We start from the raw sequence: 19652 nt of genomic DNA, 5'->3' as shown, positions 1-19652 counted from the left end.
AGCTTTTGACGCGGCAATATTGTGCAATTCTGTCCCAGCTGCCGCCAGGAATGGGGTGGATGGTTATTTATGCGTCATCGTGGCGTGACTTAATATGGCCAAATTGCTAACTGAAAAAGCAAAGCAACAGACAGCGTTCAGGCGGAGACAGGCAGTGCAGGTCACGGATACGAAGCTCGCGGGGGTCAAGTTGATTGTCCCCAGGCGTTTTGGCGACCATCGCGGATTCTTTTCAGAAAGCTGGAGCCGCAAGGCGATGGAGCAGGCGGGGCTGTTTTTCGATTTCGTTCAGGACAATCATTCGCTGTCGCGGCAAGTTGGCACGGTGCGCGGGCTGCATTTTCAATCACCGCCAGCTGCACAGGATAAACTGGTGCGTTGTGGGCGAGGGCGGCTGTTTGATGTCGCGGTGGATATCCGGCGCGGATCACCCACCTATGGTCAGTGGGTCGGGGCAGAGCTGTCTTTTGAAAACGGGCATCAGCTGTTGATCCCCAAGGGGTTTCTGCACGGTTTTGTCACGCGTGAACCGGATACCGAGATCATTTATAAATGTTCGGACTATTATTCGCCCGATTGCGATGGCGCGGTGCGCTTTGACGACCCTGATATCGGCATCGACTGGGGCCTGGGCGACACGGCCCCGGTGCTGTCGGACAAGGATGCCGCGGCACCCCTGCTGGCCGATTTTGAAACGCCGTTCATCCATGAGGGCTGAGCTATGAAAATTCTTGTAACGGGCGGCGCCGGATTCATCGGATCTGCAGTGGTGCGGCTGGCCATTGCGCGCGGTCATGCGGTGGTGAACCTGGATGCGTTGACTTATGCCGCCTGCCTGGACAATGTGGCCAGTGTGGCGGACAATCAGGCATATGCCTTTGTGCAGGCCGATATCCGGGATCGCGCCGCACTTGACCGGATATTCGCCGCCCATCAACCCGATGCGGTGATGCATCTGGCGGCGGAATCACATGTCGATCGCTCGATCGACGGCCCCGGCACCTTTATCGAGACGAATGTGAACGGCACTTTTCATCTGCTGGAAGCCGCACGCGCCTATTGGGTGGCGCAGGGGCGGCCGGCAGAATTCCGGTTTCACCATATCTCGACCGACGAAGTATATGGCACATTGGGCGAGACGGGGCAGTTCACCGAAGATACGGCCTATGCGCCGAACAGCCCCTATTCGGCGTCAAAGGCGGCCTCGGATCACCTGGTGCGGGCCTGGCACGAAACCTATGGGCTGCCGGTGGTGCTGACCAATTGCTCCAACAATTACGGGCCGTTCCATTTCCCCGAAAAGCTGATCCCGGTTGTCATCCTGAAGGCGTTGGCCCGCCAGCCGATCCCGGTTTACGGCAAGGGCGAAAACGTGCGTGACTGGCTGTATGTCGAAGATCACGCCGATGCCCTGCTGAAGGTGCTGCAAGAGGGGCAGATCGGGCGCAGCTATAACATCGGCGGCGAGAACGAGGCGCGCAATATCGACCTTGTGCGCATGATCTGCGCCATTCTGGATGAAAAGCGGCCCGCGGCGGCGCCCTATGCCGATCTGATCACATTCGTGACCGACAGGCCGGGCCATGATCTGCGCTATGCCATCGACCCGGCCCGTATTCGTAGCGAACTGGGCTGGCGCCCATCGGTGACGCTGGAACAGGGTCTGGAAAAAACGGTGCAATGGTATCTGGATAACGAACCATGGTGGCGCGCCCTGCAAGATCGCGCCGGGGTTGGTCAGCGTCTGGGGAAAACCGCATGAAGTGTCTGGTTTTCGGAACGACCGGGCAATTGGGGATCGAACTGGCGCAGCGCAGTCCCGCCGGCGTAGAACTTGTCGCGCTTGGGCGCGATGTGGCCGATCTGACCGATCCTGCCGCCATCGCCGACGCGATTGCCCGCACGGATGCGGATGTGATCATGAACGCCGCCGCCTATACAGCCGTTGACCGCGCCGAAAGCGATGAGGCAACGGCGATGGCCGTGAACGGCGCGGCCCCCACCGCGATGGCGCGCGCCGCTGCCGCGCGCGGCCTGCCGTTCTTGCATGTCTCGACCGATTACGTTTTTGACGGGACCGGCAGCGCGCCCTGGCCCGTTGACGCGCCAACCGGCCCGCTGGGCGCCTATGGGCGCAGCAAACTGGCCGGCGAACAGGGGATCGCCGCCGCCGGCGGGCAATATGCGATCCTGCGCACATCATGGGTGTTTTCGGCGCATGGCAATAATTTCGTCAAGACCATGCTGCGGCTTGGCACCGAACGCGAGACGCTGACCATCGTGGGCGATCAGGTGGGCGGGCCGACCGCCGCTGCCGATATTGCCGATGCGCTTTATACCATGGCAGCGGCCTTTCATCGCGGCACCGGGCGCAGCGGGGTTTACCACTTTTCGGGCGCGCCCGATGTCAGCTGGGCGGATTTCGCGCGGGAAATATTCCGGCAAGCCGGACTGGCCCCGGCGGTGACGGATATTGGCACCGCCGATTATCCAACCCCGGCGCGCCGGCCAGGAAATTCGCGGCTGGATTGCCGCGAAACACAGGCCGTCTTTGGTATTTCGCGCCCGGATTGGCGCATCAGCCTGCAAGCCGTTCTGGCGGAATTGAAAGCGTAACGAGGATCAGATGACACAGACAAAACAGCGCAAGGGCATCATATTGGCCGGCGGATCGGGGACGCGGCTTTATCCGATCACCCTGTCGGTGTCGAAACAGCTTTTGCCGGTTTATGACAAGCCGATGATCTATTATCCGCTGTCTGTTCTTATGCTGGGCGGGATCCGCGAAATCGCTGTCATCACGACCCCCGCCGATCAGGATCAGTTCCGCCGGCTGCTGGGGGACGGGTCGCAATGGGGGATCAGTTTCACCTATATCACCCAGCCATCACCCGACGGGCTGGCGCAGGCCTATATTCTGGCCGAAGAGTTTCTGGATGGCGCGCCCTCGGCCATGGTTTTGGGCGATAACATATTTTTCGGGCATGGATTGCCGGAAATGCTGACTGCCGCAGATGCACAGCCCGTGGGCGGCACGGTTTTCGGTTATCGGGTGGCAGATCCTGAACGATACGGCGTGGTCGATTTCGACACGGAAGGGCGGGCCCGGGCGATCATCGAAAAACCCAAGGTTCCGCCGTCGAACTATGCCGTGACGGGGCTGTATTTCCTTGACGGAAGCGCGCCCGAAAAGGCGCGTCAGGTAAAACCGTCAGACCGGGGCGAGCTGGAGATCACCACATTGTTGGAGATGTATCTGACGCAGGGGCAGTTGACCGTTCAGCGCATGGGCCGCGGATATGCCTGGCTGGATACAGGCACGCATGGTTCCTTGCTGGATGCCGGGAATTTCGTGCGCACACTTGAACAGCGCCAGGGCCTGCAAACCGGCAGCCCGGACGAGATCGCCTATCTGCAAGGCTGGATCAGCCGCGACAAGCTGATCGCGCGGGCCGAAAAATTTCAGAAGAACGATTACGGCCGCTATCTGCGCAACCTGCCCTAGTAATCACGTTCATAAAATGCGCCCACACCGGTATTGCCTTCGCTGTCGAGCGACCCTTTCAGCGTGACCATGGGCGAGACATCCAGATTGAGATGAATTTCGCTTTTGCCAGTCGAATCGATTGTCACGTCGGTATAGACATTCCGTGAAAGATACTTGCCCGCGCTGACCGCAGCATTGCCTTCATCGTCGGTGGTGACATCGAAATCATCCAGTCCGAAATCCTGCCGCAGCCTGGTCAGCAGACCATCGTCATTGCGACCGGCCAGTGTCGCAACCGCGTTGGCCAGTTGTGCGGCCTGCACGGCAGACAGGGTTTCGATGCCACGCCCAAACAGAAGGCGGGCCAGAATTTCGTCTTGCGGCAATTCGGGTTGCGACAGAAAGCTGACATCAGGCGCAGAGATGGAGCCTTCGGTAACGACCTGCACCTGAGTATCGTCGGCCTGTGTCGCGGCGACCAGCCGGATATAGGGATCGAACGCACCTTGCAGGCTGATCTGGCCCTCTTGCATGGTCAGTCGTTTGCCCAGGATATCCAACCGCCCGCGGATCAGGTCGAACTGGCCGATGGGAATGATATTTGCAGTGCTGCCCGTCAGGCGCAACTGGCCGCCAAGTTCGGCATCCAGACCGCGGCCGCGCACGAAAATCTGGTTTGGCGCGCGGATCAGCAGGTCGATCCCAAGCGCCTGCCGGGCGGTGGCAGATGCTCCGGCGCCGCCGGGGCCATCTGTCATTCCGGCACGCTGCCGGGTGGCCCGCGAAGCGCCGGGTTCGTTCAGGTGCCTCAACGACTCCGGGATCGCACCGCGCGCACCGCCAATTGTTGAGGGAATCAGAACTTCAGTTCGGCCCAGGTCGATACCGCCGCGCACCATACCGCCACCGCCCAGGGGGCCCTGAACCTGAACCGTGCCGCTGGCCGTGGTCTGAAACAGTTCGGGATCACGCAGAACAATCGAGCCCAGCGTAATCTGCAACGATGCGTTATTCGGCGCAGTCAGGCCGATCTGGCCACGCATGTCCACAGTGCCGCCCCCCACGACCGATCCGGCCGCCGTGATATCGGCCTGGCTGTCGGCCAGCCGGATATCCGCGCGCAAGCCTTGCAGCGCCAGGCCCAATGTCGGCGCAGCAACACGCGCATCAGCAGTTGAAACCGTTCCGGACAGCGCCGCCAGCCCCGGCTTGCCGTTCAGGCGCAGATCATAGCGCGCCGTGCCCTGAATGCTGCGCGGCGCAATGAAGCTGTTGGCCAGCCCCAGCGGCGCGCTGCCTGACAACCCAAGATCGGCATCCTGTCCGTTACCCGACATGCGGCCTTCTATCCGGCCGGTGGTGCCGCCCGGCCCGGTTGCGTCGATATCCAGCACCCAGTTGTCGCCATCCGGTGTGGCGGTGCCGCTGACCGTGGCCGGTCCGGGAAAATCAGGCACGATCACGCCCAGGTTTCGCAGGTTTGCCCGTATATTCAGCGCGCCACTGCCATCTGGGGCGCCCTGCACCTGTGCGCTGCCTTGTGGGGTGGTCAGATCAAGATGCCCGATGCGGATCAGGCCGCCGCTGCGCGATGCCGAGGCGGACAGATCTGTCTTGCCCGAAAGCAGCCTGTCGAAGTCGCCCAGCCCAAAGGTCAGGTCGCCGCCCGATGCCACCACATCCAGATCGAAACCTTGCCCCTGCAACTGGACGCTGCCACGGGCGGTCATCTCAATTGCGCCGCGCAGTCGGCGTTTGGCAATTTCAGCAAAGCGCGACAAATCGCCCGCCTTAAGTGTGGCCGACCCGACAAGAGGTCGCGCAGGATCGTCGAGATCCAGCGTACCCTGCGCCTGAAGGCGATCATCGCCCGCCGTCAGTGTCAGGGTGTCGATCTGAACAGGTTGGTCCTTGAGCCAGTTCACGCTGAGATCCAGATTGGCGGGGCCGCTGATGCCTTCCAGTGCCGTGGCAAGATCGGCCAGCCGTGCGCTCAGGGTCAGATCGCCCGCTTCGCTGCTGATGCTGCCGGTTGCACGCAGGCGCGCGGCGTCATTATCCAGCGCCAGCAAATCCAGCACCGTGCCAGCCTGGTCGCGCCGCGCGCGCATGTTCAGCCGGCTTTCGCCTGTCAAAAGCGGGTCGATCTGCGCAATGCCCACCGCCAGATCACGCGTCAGCGCGTCCAGTTCCAGATCGAAGGCCCCGCCCAGCAGCGTGCCTGATCCCTGCAGATCCATTCGCGCGGCCCCTGCCAAAGGCCGCCCTGCAAGACCTGAAAACCGCGAGATATCATCGCTTGTCAGCCGCAACCGGCCGTCAATCGGCACACCTTTGGCAATGCCGTCAATCGTGCCCTGCCCCGACATGGCAAGGCCCGCACCCGTGATGCTGAGCGCCGAAACGGTGATCGGGTTGCGGTCCTGCCATTCAAGCACCGCGCCCGCGCGCAGATCAGTGCCCAGCGCCGCCGAAAGGGCCGCGTCTTCCAGCACGAGCCCGGTGATTTCGGCACCGATATTGGCAGTGATCCGCCCCGGTTGCACCGGAGCAATGGTGCCGCTGCCCGATAACAACGCGCGCGACAGGCGGTAACCGCCACGGATGAATTCTTCGGCGGTCAGGCGTGCGGTCCATCCATCACCCTGCGCGGCATCATAGGCGGCGGATATCTCGACCGAATCAACATAGGTATCCGGCCCCGATACCGGCAACAACACCGGCCCATCGCCAGCGATACGCCCCTGCAGATCGAATTTTTGCGGCAATCCGCCCGCCGCCAATTGCAGGCTGCCGCGCAGGTTCAACGCCGTCGAGGACAGCGCGACCAAGGGCAGGTCAAGGCTGCCATCCGCGTTGCGGGTGCCAGACACCGAAAGCCGCATTTCAGGCCCGAAGAATGGTCGCAGGCGCGGGGCGAACAGCGGCGCGATATCGCCCCCCAGATTGGCCGAAAATCCGCGCGTCACGCCGGCTTGTGTGGTGTCGGCCGTCAGCCTGACCTGCCCTGCGAACCGGTCGGTTCCATCGGATGACAGCGCAATATCGGCCGTGAAGTCCGACAGGGGCGCATCCCCCCGCACCCGCAGCGACAGCGCCGGCCTGTCGGGCAGTCTTAGCAGGTTTGCGGCAATGCCATCCGGCCCTTCGGTCAGATCCAGGTTCAAGCGAAGCTGCTGTGTGTCATTGGCATAGGCCGCATCCAGCGTCACATCGCCCCTTTGCCCGTCAATGCGCCGGATTTGCAGCGCCGCGTTCCCGGCCCCACCCGCAAGCGACAGGCTGCCATCGAGGCTGAGGCTGGCCGCCGTGCCAATGACAGGCTGGCCCAGAACCAGTTCTGCAATGGCGATCGTGCCGATATTGATCGACACCGGCAGTTCGGGCAGTTGAAATACCTGCGCTTCGGCATTTGGCATGTTGTTCGCGGCCATGGGCATGCGGGGCAGATCGACCTGTTCAGCCGACAGTTCATTGACCTCCAAGCGCCCTGCCAGAAGTGCGGCGCGCGACCAGTCAAGGCGAACGTTACGCAGCGTGATCCACACGCCTTGCGCATCGGCGATACTGATCAGTTCCACATTGGCCTGCGATGACAGGGCGCCGGAAAATCCCTGAATCGTCACGGTGCGTCCGGCGCTGGACAGTCTGTCTTCGAGAAATCGTTGCAAGATGCCGCGATCATTCTGCTGGGCGTGCACCGGCATCGCGCAGATCAGCAGGGCTATGATCATCAAAATCCGCATCAGAATGCTTGCCCGATACCGATATAGACCTGAACGCCGTTGCCGGTATTGCCGCTGACCGGGGCCGCAACATCCAGCCGGATCGGCCCGATGCCGGTGTCATAGCGCAAGCCAAGCCCGGCACCCGAATGCCACGTGCCGCCATCGAAAGGCAGCGCCTTGTCGCCGATCAGCCCTGCATCGGCAAAACCGACGACAGCGATATTGGCGGTCACGCCAACCCGCATTTCAGCCGAAAGACCGAAAAACCCGCGCCCGCCGATTGTGCCGGTGGGCAGGTTCACCCCAAGCGATTGATAGGGTTGCCCTCGCACCGTGCCGCCGCCCCCCGAAAAGAACAGCATATCGGGCGGCACCGATCCCAAACCTGCGCCAAAGACACTGCCCATCTGAACACGACCGGCGAAAACAACACGATCCTGCGCCCCGAACCCACGATAGGCCCGCCCGTCCGCCGTCAGCCGCAAACCTGATGCGGTGCCCGCCAGCCCCACAAAGGGTGTGACAGTGGCATCCAGATATTCGCCTGCCCTTGCGTTCAGCGGGTCATCACGCAGATCAAGGGTTCCGGTTACGGGAAACAGCAGGTTGGTAAAGCTGCGATTGCCCAGCGGATCCTGCACGACAGACCTGCTGAACGTTATGCCAGCGCCAAGCGTCAGGTCATCATTGACGGTGCGGCGCAGACCGATGCCAAAGCTGAACCTGTCCTCGAAATAGCTTGGCTCGTCCAGGCGTTCCAATTCGGTCATCAACAGCAGCGTGGTATTGGCGGTAAAGGTCGCGGGGCGCGCGAAACTGACGCCCAGTGTGTAATCCTCGCCGCCGGTGCCGCCACCCAGCCCGCTGATCTTGCCATCAATGCGCAGACGTTCAGCCCCGCGCAGCAGGTTGCGATGCAGCCAATAGCCCGACACCGTCAGCCCTTCGAGCGAATCGATCTCGATACCAAATCCCAGGCGGCGTTTCTTTTCGTCAGTCAGAACCGCCGTGATGTCGAGACTGCCATCGGCATTCGCGCTTTCTGCTTCGGTCATCGCCACGGACCGGAACGCGCCGCTGCGGCGCAACCGGGTGGTGGCGCGCTCGATTTCGTCGGGGTCGAAGACCGACCCCGTCGGCAACCCGGCAATCGCCAGTATCCGTTCCGGCCGCACGCGGCTTTGGCCGGAAATGCGCAAATCGCCGAATGTCAGTCGGCGGCCCGGGGTCAGGCTGATATCGGCCGCCAGGCTGTTGGCCCTGTGATCGGCAACGATTTTCTGCCCGGCGGTTCGGGCCTTGGCATATCCTTGCGCGCGCCATCCATTGATACCTGCGCGGGCTGCGTCGGCTATGATGGTGCTGCGGGCAATCTGGCCGGGCGCGAAACTTTCAGGCAGCAATGTCTGAGGTGCCAGCGGTGTCACGCGGGCCTGCGAAAACCGGAACTCTGCCCCGGGGTTGACGGCGATGACGATGGTGTCGATGCGCGGAGGGGCTGCATAGGGCGCGACCGAAGCGGCCTCTTGCCCGTCGATCATAATATTGATGACAGGCCCGTAATAGCCCTGTGCATAAAGGATGCCGATCAGGTTGCCATATTCAGCACGCGCCGCAGCGAATAGATCTTGTGCGGTCGCGGTATCGGTTCCGGCGGCTGAAAACACCAGCGAGGCCGATTGCAACATCTTGCGCAGATCTTTTGAGGCGCCGGGTGTGTCGAGCCTGACTTCGGTCGCATAGACAGACCCGCCGCAGGCGATGGCCACGACGAATATCATCAATGAATTTGCTATGCGGCGCATGGGAGCCTTCTGCGGATTGCCACTTTCCAACCCCTAGCACTCACCCCCGGTTCCCGAAAGAAACAAAAAGGCGAGCAATCGATTCAGGGGTATTCTTGCAGATCCAGCGGATGGGTCGCCAGTGCGGCCAGTCGGCGGTTGCTGTCGCGAAAACGGTCGGCAAATACCTGTTCGACATAGGCGCTGACGGGTTTGCGACCCGACAACAGAACGGGAAAAGGTGCGCGGCGCAGCGTGTATCCGACCGCGCGATAGGCCAGCCGCCTTTCCGCACCCAGCGCCAGAACGGGCCGGGGGTTCATCGGGCCGGTTTGAAAATGGTTCAGCCGCCGCAAGACCGGCGCGGCATATTCGGGATAGCTTTGAAAATAGGTTGCCGCGCTGTTGGCGGCAAGACCGCGAAACAGACGATTGCCGCAAAACGCTGCAAGATTGCTCAGAGCGGTATCGCGGCCCTGTCGCAGGCTTTCCTGAGTAAGGACATAAACATTTTCGGGGCCGAACAGCCGCTGGTAATGGGCGATCAGCCGGTCATATTCGAAATGCACGGGCGAAAAGGCCAGATATCCCCACTCGGACTGCCCCTGAAAGAAACGATCATAAGGCATCGTGCCCCCGCGCAGCAGATATTGCATATAGACCGAGGGCAGAATGCGCAGTTGTGACCTGATCGAGATCAGGATCTTTGCAGCCGGAGCGATCGTTTTCAGCCGCTGCGCAAATACATCGCTTTCGTGACCACCGAAAAAGGCGTTTCCCGACAGGATTTCAGATGACACCACCCCCACCCCGCCGCAGGGTATCTGTGCCATCTGCGGGGCAATCAACCCGGCAAAGATGTCTGGATCGAAGGTCAGCCCATGCGGGCGGGTGATGTGCGCGTCAACCTCGGCATGACCTGCCAGGGGGACATAGCCGTTCGAGGGCTTGAACAGGTGGTGTTGCATCCATGACGTGGCCGTTTTGTGATAGCCGACATGAAACAGGATGGGCGCGGTCATGGGCGCGTCTTTCGGTTCAGAATCCGTTTACCGATCGCGATAGAATGTATCGGCGCAACGAAGTCATCACCCCCACTGATATGATGAACATGACACAGGCCAGCCCCAGTATCCAGTGCGGCGCGATCAGTGGCGACTGCGCGAACTGAACGGTCCAGCCATAGGCCGCCAGGGCGCCCAGAAAGCCGAAACTGGCCACAGAGCTGGCCACGATGCGCGACAGCGGGAACCCGATCCGCCCGCCCAGCAGGCCCATGCCGATTATGTAACCCAGAATTTCGGCCCCAGTGGCGATGAAGATCACCGTCATCAGACCATGACTGTTTGCCGCTGCATACCAGGAAATAGGGATCGACAGCACGCGGCACAGATTGGCCCACATGGCATTATCCGTGCGCCCGACCGCCAGCGCGATAATGGAAGAGCCGGTCTTGAATACCCGTATCGCGTGCAGGATGGTCAGCCAGACCAGCAGCGGCACCAGCCCCTCATAAGCCTGACCCAGAACATTACGGATCAAGGGCGGCCCCAACAGCATCACACCGCCGCAGACGATCAGACCGTTCAGCAGATTGACCTCGACCGTTGCGGCACCCAGCAGGGAAAATCTTTCGCGGTCATCCTGTGCGGCCGAAAGCTGTGGCAGGAAGAAGGACTGGATTGCGCGGGACAGAACCAGTGTCGGCGTCAGGGTCAGGGTAAAGCCCATGGCGAACAAGGCCAGCGTCTCGACACCCAGTTCGCGACCCACAACCAGCTTTTCGCCGTGAAAGACCCCGAACAGCAGCAGCCCATTGACCAGCAGCGGCCAGCCAAAGCTGAGGCCGCGGGTCATCGTCTTTCTGTCGAATATCATGCGATAGCGGCTTTGGGCCACCAGATGCGACATCAGAAGGGTCAGAAAAGCCTGAAACAGAATCGAATACAGCATGACGCGGTAATCGTTGAACAGCCGGTCCAGCGGCCAGATTACAACCACCGAAAGAATTGCCGGCACGGACATGGTCAGAACATGCGGCACATAGTTCATCTGCCGCTGCACACGGAAAACATCGAAATGCAGGAAACCCCGCGTCAGCGGCACCAGCGCCATGGCCTGAAACGCCCAGGCAATCTCTTCCACGCCAAGAAACCAGGCCAAGGGATAGGCCAGCGCGAACTGAATCACCGCGCCCAAAACCCCCCGCAGGGCCTGGAATCCCTGCAACCCGGCCTGCAGCTGGGGGTTGTTGCCATCCTTGTCCTGCACGATCAGCTGTTGCAGGCCCAGTTGCGACATCATTTCGATGACGGCCATGGTGATCGCGAATGTCGCGGCGATCCCATAGTTTTCGACGCTGACCAGCCGCGCGACCAGCAAATTCCGGACCAGTTGCATCAGCGCGCTGAATGCATTGCCCGAAACCAGCAGAAATACCGACTTGATCATGGCCGCAATCCATTGGCGGCTTTCCCAATAGGGTCAAGGGCTTTTCAGCGATTGTTGCGTGTTTCAGCCTATCGCCGCGCCCGGTGCCGGATTGATCAACATCGCGCGCCCGACCGCCTTGAAAAGCGGGCCGGGGCGCATCGGTCCTGGGTCAGGACAAGCCTCTTATGCCGGTTGCCGTGGTGCCGGTGGCAAGAACCCGGACGACCCGAATCGGAAAGGCCATTCCGGCCGCGATGAAAATATCGGTCACGTCGCCTGAAAGCGTTTCAATCCGCAGCGTGCCTGCATTTGCCACGTTGATGGCGCGCGTCACATGGGCCAGTTCGGTGATATCGTCGGGGATGATTTCCTCGACCCGCAGGGCGGGGCTTTGCAGGCCGTGGGTATGGCCATCATATGCATCGTTTGACATCGTGTTGCGCTCCTTGTTGGACCAGTGTGAATTCTCTTGGCCCAAATCCTTAGGAGTCGGGGGTTGTCACGGTCCTAACCCTGCGCACGCCGTCTCTGCATATTGCGCAACAACAGATGTCACCCTGCGGCTGGAAGCAGCCCTTGCAGACTCGGATCAGGCAGCGTATATGCATGCCAACAGCGGCGGTTTGGTCTCCACCCCCAAACCTCCACCGGACAGTTTTGAACGGGCCGCGCGCCCGTTTTTTTGTTTCTGGACCACCGATGAACGACCTGATTGCCAAAGCAGCCATCGACCGGCGACTTGCCGAGATTCTTCAGCCCCTGATCGAGGGCATGGGGTTTGAACTGGTGCGCATCCGGCTGATGGGGGGCAAGGTGCCCACCTTGCAAATCATGGCCGAACGCCCCGAAGGCGGGATCGAGGTTGATGATTGTGCCCGGATCTCTACGGCGGTTTCGGCCCTGATGGATGTCGAAGACCCGATCGAAGACAATTATACATTAGAGGTTTCAAGCCCCGGGATCGACCGACCGCTGACGCGGCTCAAGGATTTCGATACCTGGGAGGGCTATGAGGCCAAGATCGAAACCTCCGAAATGATCGACGGACGCCGCCGCTTCAAGGGGCAGCTTGCCGGCACCGAGGGCGACGAAGTGCTTATCGCCATCGACGAAGGAACCATCGGGCTGAAATTCGACTGGCTGAGCGATGCAAAGCTGGTGCTGACGGATGAACTGATCCGCGAGATGCTGCGCCAGCGCAAAGCGGCCGGGATCGTGGACGAAGACCTGTATGACGACATCGAAACAGAAGACGAAGACACCGCTTCCGAGGAGGAATGAGAATGGCGATTACCTCTGCTAACCAGTTGGAACTGCTGCAAACCGCCGAGGCGGTGGCGCGCGAAAAGATGATCGACCCCGAACTGGTGGTCGAGGCGATGGAAGAATCCCTCGCCCGTGCGGCCAAGTCACGCTATGGCGCGGAAATGGATATCCGCGTCAAGATCGACCGCAAGACAGGGCGGGCGGCCTTTACCCGCGTGCGCACTGTGGTCGCCGATGACGAGTTGGAAAACTATCAGGCGCAACTGACCGTCGAACAGGCCAAGCCTTATCTGGAAAATCCGCAGATCGGCGATGAAATTCGCGACGAGGTGCCGCCGGTTGAAATGGGTCGCATCGCGGCACAATCGGCCAAGCAGGTGATCCTGCAAAAAGTCCGCGAGGCCGAGCGCGACCGCCAGTACGAAGAATTCAAGGACCGTGTCGGCACGATCATCAACGGCCAGGTCAAGCGCGAGGAATATGGCAACGTCATCGTCGATATCGGCCGGGGCGAGGCAATCTTGCGCCGCAATGAAAAGATCGGTCGCGAAAGCTATCGCCCGAATGACCGGGTTCGCGTCTATATCAAGGATGTCCGGCGCGAAGCCCGCGGTCCGCAGATCTTCCTGTCGCGCACCGACCCGCAGTTCATGGCCGAACTGTTCAAGATGGAAGTGCCGGAAATCTATGACGGTATAATCGAGATCAAGGCCGTGGCCCGCGATCCGGGCAGCCGCGCCAAGATCGCCGTCATTTCCTATGATAACAGCATCGACCCGGTCGGTGCCTGCGTGGGGATGCGCGGCAGCCGCGTTCAGGCGGTCGTGAACGAATTGCAGGGTGAAAAGATCGACATCATTCCCTGGAACGAGGATCAGGCGACTTTCCTGGTCAACGCGCTGCAGCCGGCCGAAGTATCCAAGGTCGTGATCGACGAAGAAGCCGGCAAGATCGAGGTGGTCGTGCCCGATGAACAGCTTTCGCTGGCCATCGGCCGGCGCGGTCAGAACGTGCGGCTGGCGTCGCAACTGACCGGTCTGGATATTGATATCATGACCGAATCCGAAGAATCGGAACGGCGTCAGGCCGAATTCACCGAGCGCACCAACATGTTCATGGAGGCGCTGGATCTGGACGAATTCTTTGCCCAGCTGCTGGTTTCGGAGGGGTTCACCTCGCTGGAAGAGGTCGCTTATGTCGATCTGGACGAGTTGCTGGTCATCGAAGGTGTGGATGAGGCGACCGCCGCGGAATTGCAGGCGCGCGCCCGCGACAACCTGGAGGCCGCCAACCGCAAGGCGCTGGAACATGCGCGCGAACTGGGCGTTGAGGACAGTCTGGTCAATTTCGAAGGCCTGACCCCGCAGATGATCGAGGCGCTGGCGCTGGATGATGTGAAAACACTGGAAGATTTCGCGACCTGCGCCGATTGGGAACTGGCCGGTGGCTGGACCACCGTGAACGGCGAGCGCGTCAAGGACGAAGGCGTACTTGAGAAATTCGACGTCAGCCTGGAAGAGGCACAAAACCTGGTCATGACGGCGCGTATTCAGCTTGGCTGGGTCGATCCGACCGAATTGCAGGCCGATGAAGAAGAGCAACTCGAAGAAACGGAGGCCGGGGCCTAACCGGGCCCTGGAAACGCGCCTTGGGCCGCGGTGGACAAACACTTAATCAGGACGATTCGGAACGGCGCTGCATCGCCACCGGAGAAGTTCAGCCAAAAGGCGGCCTGATCCGGTTTGTCGTCGGTCCGAATGGCACGATCGTGCCTGATCTGCTTGGCAAACTGCCCGGTCGCGGTATATGGGTGGCCGCCAACCGGGCTGCGCTGGATACCGCGATCCGCAAAAAATTGTTCGCCCGCAGCGCGAAACAGCCCGTGACCGTTCCCGACGACCTGTTCGATCAGGTCGAGGCCGGGCTGGCCAAACGGGTGGTCGATGGCATATCGCTTGCGCGCAAGGCGGGCATTGCGGTCGCCGGGTATGAAAAGGTAAAAGGCTGGCTTACCAATGGCGATGCCATTGTGTTGATACAGGCCAGCGACGGGTCAGAGCGCGGCAAGACCAAGCTGCGCCTGCCATCGGATACGTCAGTCTTTATTGGCTGTCTGACCGCGTCGGAATTGGGTTTGGCTTTCGGGCGCGAACATGTGATACATGGCGCGCTTGCGGCTGGCGGACTCACACGGCGTGTTGTAGAGGATGCGACCAGGCTTTCAGGTGTGCGCAAAGCGGACGCAGGCAAAGCCTCTGGAAAGGGTGTTAAGACCACATGAGCGATAGTGACGGCAAGAATACTCTGGGTTTGCGCGGCGGTCCGCGGTCTGGCCAGGTAAAGCAAAGCTTTAGCCATGGGCGGACCAAGAATGTCGTGGTCGAGACGAAGCGCAAGCGCGTTATCGTTCCCAAACCCGATGCCGGAAAACCGACCGCAGGATCGCCCCATCTTGGCGATCCGTCCAAGCGCCCCGCCGGGATCAGCGACGCCGAGATGGAGCGCCGCCTGAAGGCCTTGCAAATGGCCAAGGCCCGCGAGGCCGAAGATGAAACCCGCCGTGCCGAGGAAGAAAAGCAGCGCGAAGAAGATCGCCAGCGCCGCCGCGAGGAAATCGAGGCCAAAGAGCGCGAGGAACAGGAACGCGAAGAGCGCCTGCGCGCCAAGGCCGAAGAGGAAGAGCGCGAGCGGCTTGCCAAACTGGCATCGGAAAAACGCGCCGAGCAAAAGGCGACCGAACCCAAGGCCGCGGCAGGACCCGGCCCTGTCGAGGATTCGGACACTCGGGGCGGCGCCAAGCCAGCCCCCAGAAAGGTTGACCGCGAACGCGATGTTCGCGATGACCGCCCCGCCAAGGCCAAGACCCGTGAGGATGACAGCCGCCGCGCGGGCAAGCTGACCGTCAACCAGGCACTGACCGGTGGCGAAGGCGGGCGTCAGCGTTCGCTGGCAGCGATGAAGCGCAAACAGGAACGGATGCGCCTAAAGGCGATGGGTGGTGGCGACAGCCGCGAAAAAGTCGTGCGCGATGTTCAGGTTCCTGAAACCATCGTGGTTCAGGAACTGGCCAACCGGATGGCCGAGCGGGTGTCGGATGTTGTCAAGTCGCTCATGAAAATGGGCATGATGGTCACGCAGAACCAGCCGATCGACGCCGATACCGCCGAATTGATTATCGAAGAGTTCGGGCACAAGATCGTCCGGGTTTCCGACGCGGATGTGGAACAGGTCATCGATCAGGTCGATGACAAGGCTGAAGATCTGCAGCCGCGCCCGCCCGTCATCACGATCATGGGCCATGTCGACCACGGCAAGACATCCTTGCTGGACGCCATCCGCAATGCCAAGGTTGTTGCTGGCGAAGCTGGCGGCATCACGCAGCATATCGGGGCCTATCAGGTTACCACCGATACCGGTGCGGTTCTGACATTCCTGGATACCCCGGGTCACGCGGCCTTTACGTCGATGCGGGCACGCGGCGCGCAGGTGACCGATATCGTGGTGCTGGTCGTGGCGGCGGATGACGCGGTCATGCCTCAGACAATAGAGGCGATCAACCACGCCAAGGCCGCCAAGGTGCCGATGATCGTTGCGATCAACAAATGCGACAAGCCCGAGGCCAATCCGCAAAAGGTGCGCACCGATCTGTTGCAACACGAGGTCGTCGTCGAGGCGATGTCGGGCGATGTGCAGGATGTCGAAGTATCTGCGAAAACCGGCAAAGGGCTGGACGATCTGCTGGAAGCCATCGCTTTGCAGGCCGAATTGCTGGAGCTCAAGGCCAACCCGGATCGCGCCGCGCAGGGCGCCGTGATCGAGGCACAGCTGGATGTCGGACGCGGCCCCGTGGCCACGGTTTTGATTCACAACGGCACGTTGCGCCAAGGTGACATCTTCGTTGTCGGCGAACAATGGGGCAAGGTCCGCGCGTTGATCAATGACAAGGGAGAACGGGTGGCCGAAGCCGGCCCTTCGGTTCCGGTCGAGGTTCTGGGCCTGAATGGCACGCCCGAGGCCGGCGACGTTCTGAACGTGGTCGAGACCGAAGCACAGGCACGCGAGATTGCCGAGTATCGTGAAAAAGCGGCCAAGGAAAAACGTGCCGCTGCCGGTGCCGCCACGACGCTGGAACAGCTGATGGCGAAGGCAAAGGAAGACAAGAATATCGCCGAATTGCCTGTACTGGTAAAAGCCGATGTTCAGGGCTCGGCCGAAGCCATCGTTCAGGCGATGGAGAAGATCGGCAACGAAGAGGTGCGCGTGCGTATCCTGCATGCCGGGGTTGGCGCGATCACCGAAACGGATGTCGGCCTGGCCGAGGCGTCGGGCGCACCGATCATCGGTTTCAACGTGCGTGCCAATGCGCCTGCGCGTCAGGCGGCGAACCAGAAAGGTGTGGAGATCCGTTATTATTCGGTCATCTACGATCTGGTCGACGATATCAAAGCTGCGGCTTCGGGGCTGCTGTCGGCCGAAATTCGCGAAACCTTTATTGGCTATGCCCAGATCAAGGAAGTGTTCAAGGTTTCCGGTGTGGGCAAGGTCGCCGGTTGCCTGGTGACCGAAGGCGTTGCCCGTCGGTCGGCTGGCGTGCGGCTGCTGCGTGACAGCGTTGTGGTGCATGAAGGCACGCTCAAGACACTCAAACGGTTCAAGGACGAAGTTGCCGAGGTTCAGTCTGGTCAGGAATGCGGTATGGCATTTGAAAACTATGACGATATCCGCCCCGGCGATGTTATCGAGATCTTCACCCGGGAAGAGATCGAGCGAAAACTGGCCTGACCACGGCGCCAAAATAAAAAAGGACGGTCTTTATGACCGTCCTTTTTACATGTGAGTGATGGCGTTTCTTCGTATCAGGCGGCTGTTTTGCCGACCGGACGGCCTTCAAATACGCGCTCACCTACGCGGACCTGAATATTGCCGTTTGCAAGTTTACGCACAAATGCGCCCTGCACAGACACACAACTGCCCATTGATATTGTTCTCAGCATGCCTACTCCCCAGATTAGCCAGCGGTTTAGAAACAATACCCGAAAAAAATTAAAAAACACTCTAAATTTCGTGCCCGTTTCACAAATATAGCACAAATGTTGTGCAAAAAATTGATATGCCTAGGCAAATAGGCCCGATTCCAGGGTTTTTCCTGTTTCCGTATTGCAAACGACCTAAAGCCAATCCCTCAGAATTGGAATCAGCGGCAAATCAGCTGGCGGCATGGGATAGTTGCTCAGATCGCGCGCGCGCACCCATTTCAGATTTTGACCTTCGCGGGGAATGGGAATGCCCTGCCACTTTCGGCAGGCAAAAACTGGCATGAGCAGATGAAAATCTGCATATCCGTGGCTGGCGAAACACAGCGGCGCAAGGCAACTGGCCCAGGTGTTTATGCCCAGTTCCTCTTCCAGCTCACGGATCAGGGCAGTTTCGGGGGTTTCACCGGGTTCGATCTTGCCGCCGGGAAATTCCCACAGCCCCGCCATGGATTTACCCGGCGGGCGCTGGGTCAGCAGAATGCGCCCTTCAGCATCAATCAGAGCGACGGCGGAAACAAGAACCAGCTTCACGACCGGTAATCGGCGTTGATCTCGATATAGCGATGGGTCAGGTCACAGGTCCAGACGGTTGCCCGCCCCTTGCCCAGGCCCAGATCCGCGCCGATGGTCAATTCGGATTGCTTCATATAGGCGGCCCCGGCTTCCTCGGTGTAATCGGGTGAAACCCAGCCTTTTTCCGCCACCAGGATATCGCCGAACCGGACCGACAACAGATCGCGATCGGCCTGCGCCCCCGATTTGCCGACCGCCATCACGACACGGCCCCAATTAGGATCTTCGCCGGCAACGGCGGTCTTGACCAGCGGCGAATTGGCGATCGACATGGCAACCTTGCGGGCGTCAGCATCATTTGCGGCGCCGGTTACTTCGACAGCGATGAATTTGGTCGCGCCCTCTCCGTCCTTGACCACCTGATGAGCCAGATCCAGCATCACCCCGCGCAGCGCCTGGGCGAAATCCCTGGCCGCGCGGCTGCGCATATCTGTGATCTCGGGCGCGCGGGATTTTCCGGTTGCGGCCAGCAGCAGCGTGTCGGATGTCGAGGTATCGCCATCGACAGTGATCGCGTTGAATGTTTCATCCGTCAGTCGCGACAGCATCTTTTGCAGCGCGGCCCGCCCGATCTTGGCGTCTGTAAAGATATAGACCAGCATTGTTGCCATATCAGGGGCGATCATGCCGGACCCTTTGGCGATGCCCGCGATGGTTACGGGTTCGCCCTCCAGTTCAATGACGGCGCTGGCGGCCTTGGGGAACGTATCCGTCGTCATGATGGCACGGGCGGCGTCGGCCATCGCGCCTGCGTCCAAGCGGGCTGTCAGATCGTCCAGAACGGCTGTGATTCGCTCGAACGGCAGTGGCTGGCCGATAACGCCGGTCGAGGATGAAAACACCCGTTCCTGCGGCACCCCTGTTGCAGCCGCAACCGCCGCGGTGATCGCCGAAACGGCCTTCTGGCCGCCTGCCCCGGTGAACGCGTTCGAATTACCGGCATTCACGATAATCGCCGCTCCGGCACCGCCATCGGGCCTCGTGATCTTGGCCTCGCAATCCAGAACGGGCGCTGCGCGCGTGGACGAACGGGTAAACACACCGGCGATCTGGCTGCCCGGCGCAAGGCGCGCCAACATGACATCAACCCGCCCCTTGTATTTCACACCGGCGGCGGCACTGGCGAATTCAACACCCTCTATGACGGGTAAATCGGGCATGCCCCCCGCAGGTGCCAATGGCGACACCCCCGTTTGGGCGGGCTTTACAGAGGCCTGTTCGACCGATTTCAGCTTTTTGCGAAGCTTGGCCAGCTTCTGCTTCAACTGCGTGACTTCATCCTTTTCAGAACCCGTCGATTTTGTCTTGGGTTTCGATTTTGCCTTGGCCATGACTGTCCCCAATG

At 60.7% G+C, this 19652-nt stretch carries 15 protein-coding genes; 8 read left to right on the top strand and 7 right to left on the bottom strand.

The window, feature by feature from the left end; genetic code table 11:
• Positions 1-154: 154 nt before the first annotated feature.
• The 4 genes from rfbC to rfbA are packed head-to-tail and all read left to right on the top strand — an operon-like array spanning position 155 to position 3505.
• Complete coding sequence (gene rfbC / locus ACTCHC_RS02715) at positions 155-718, top strand: dTDP-4-dehydrorhamnose 3,5-epimerase (RefSeq protein WP_463020915.1); 564 nt, start codon at positions 155-157, stop codon at positions 716-718.
• Between the two features lie 3 nt (positions 719-721).
• On the top strand, positions 722-1762 hold the full coding sequence (gene rfbB, locus ACTCHC_RS02710) for a dTDP-glucose 4,6-dehydratase (protein WP_463020914.1): 1041 nt from the start codon (positions 722-724) through the stop codon (positions 1760-1762).
• The gene (rfbD, locus tag ACTCHC_RS02705) at positions 1759-2616 is read left to right on the top strand and encodes a dTDP-4-dehydrorhamnose reductase (RefSeq protein WP_463020913.1); all 858 of its coding nucleotides are present in this window, start codon (positions 1759-1761) and stop codon (positions 2614-2616) included. Before rfbB ends, rfbD begins: the two co-directional genes overlap by 4 nt.
• A gap of 10 nt (positions 2617-2626) precedes the next feature.
• A complete protein-coding gene (gene rfbA / locus ACTCHC_RS02700; RefSeq protein ID WP_463020912.1) occupies positions 2627-3505 on the top strand; it encodes a glucose-1-phosphate thymidylyltransferase RfbA in 879 nt (292 codons plus the stop codon).
• On the opposite strand, the gene ACTCHC_RS02695 is transcribed toward rfbA, so the two are convergent.
• The 5 genes from ACTCHC_RS02695 to ACTCHC_RS02675 form a co-directional block, all read right to left on the bottom strand.
• Positions 3502-7221 carry a translocation/assembly module TamB domain-containing protein gene (locus ACTCHC_RS02695; RefSeq protein WP_463020911.1) on the bottom strand — a complete coding sequence of 1240 codons (3720 nt, stop codon included), beginning with the start codon at positions 7219-7221 and terminating at the stop codon, positions 3502-3504. The genes rfbA and ACTCHC_RS02695 overlap by 4 nt on opposite strands.
• Positions 7222-7232: 11 nt before the next feature.
• Entirely contained in the window at positions 7233-9020 is a 1788-nt protein-coding gene (locus ACTCHC_RS02690; RefSeq protein WP_463020910.1) for an autotransporter assembly complex protein TamA, read from the bottom strand.
• An 83-nt stretch (positions 9021-9103) separates the two neighbouring features.
• Positions 9104-10021 (bottom strand): hypothetical protein, encoded by a 918-nt coding sequence (locus ACTCHC_RS02685; RefSeq protein WP_463020909.1) that lies wholly within the window; start codon positions 10019-10021, stop codon positions 9104-9106.
• A 16-nt stretch (positions 10022-10037) separates the two neighbouring features.
• A complete protein-coding gene (locus ACTCHC_RS02680; protein ID WP_463020908.1) occupies positions 10038-11450 on the bottom strand; it encodes an oligosaccharide flippase family protein in 1413 nt (470 codons plus the stop codon).
• Between the two features lie 151 nt (positions 11451-11601).
• Complete coding sequence (locus ACTCHC_RS02675) at positions 11602-11865, bottom strand: spike base protein, RCAP_Rcc01079 family (protein WP_463020907.1); 264 nt, start codon at positions 11863-11865, stop codon at positions 11602-11604.
• 266 nt (positions 11866-12131) lie between these two features.
• On the opposite strand from ACTCHC_RS02675, the gene rimP reads away from it, so the two are divergent.
• Genes rimP through infB form a run of 4 tightly spaced genes read left to right on the top strand, consistent with a single transcriptional unit; the run spans position 12132 to position 17480 of the window.
• A complete protein-coding gene (gene rimP, locus ACTCHC_RS02670) occupies positions 12132-12713 on the top strand; it encodes a ribosome maturation factor RimP (protein WP_463020906.1) in 582 nt (193 codons plus the stop codon).
• A 2-nt stretch (positions 12714-12715) separates the two neighbouring features.
• Positions 12716-14326: a transcription termination factor NusA gene (gene nusA / locus ACTCHC_RS02665; protein WP_463020905.1), complete on the top strand. Its 1611-nt coding sequence runs from the start codon at positions 12716-12718 to the stop codon at positions 14324-14326.
• Between the two features lie 20 nt (positions 14327-14346).
• Entirely contained in the window at positions 14347-14979 is a 633-nt protein-coding gene (locus tag ACTCHC_RS02660) for an RNA-binding protein (protein ID WP_463020904.1), read from the top strand.
• Positions 14976-17480 carry a translation initiation factor IF-2 gene (gene infB / locus ACTCHC_RS02655; protein WP_463020903.1) on the top strand — a complete coding sequence of 835 codons (2505 nt, stop codon included), beginning with the start codon at positions 14976-14978 and terminating at the stop codon, positions 17478-17480. Before ACTCHC_RS02660 ends, infB begins: the two co-directional genes overlap by 4 nt.
• Positions 17481-17866: 386 nt before the next feature.
• Here the strand turns inward: infB and mutT are convergent, their stop codons facing one another.
• Both mutT and argJ read right to left on the bottom strand, forming a co-directional pair.
• A complete protein-coding gene (gene mutT / locus ACTCHC_RS02650; RefSeq protein ID WP_463020902.1) occupies positions 17867-18265 on the bottom strand; it encodes an 8-oxo-dGTP diphosphatase MutT in 399 nt (132 codons plus the stop codon).
• Entirely contained in the window at positions 18262-19638 is a 1377-nt protein-coding gene (argJ, locus tag ACTCHC_RS02645; protein ID WP_463020901.1) for a bifunctional glutamate N-acetyltransferase/amino-acid acetyltransferase ArgJ, read from the bottom strand. The genes mutT and argJ overlap by 4 nt, the downstream gene beginning before the upstream one ends.
• Positions 19639-19652 lie beyond the last annotated feature (14 nt).

The organism is Actibacterium sp., from assembly GCF_055134745.1.
Note: the sequence above shows the minus strand (reverse complement) of the source record. Positions and strands in the feature narration are given on the sequence as shown.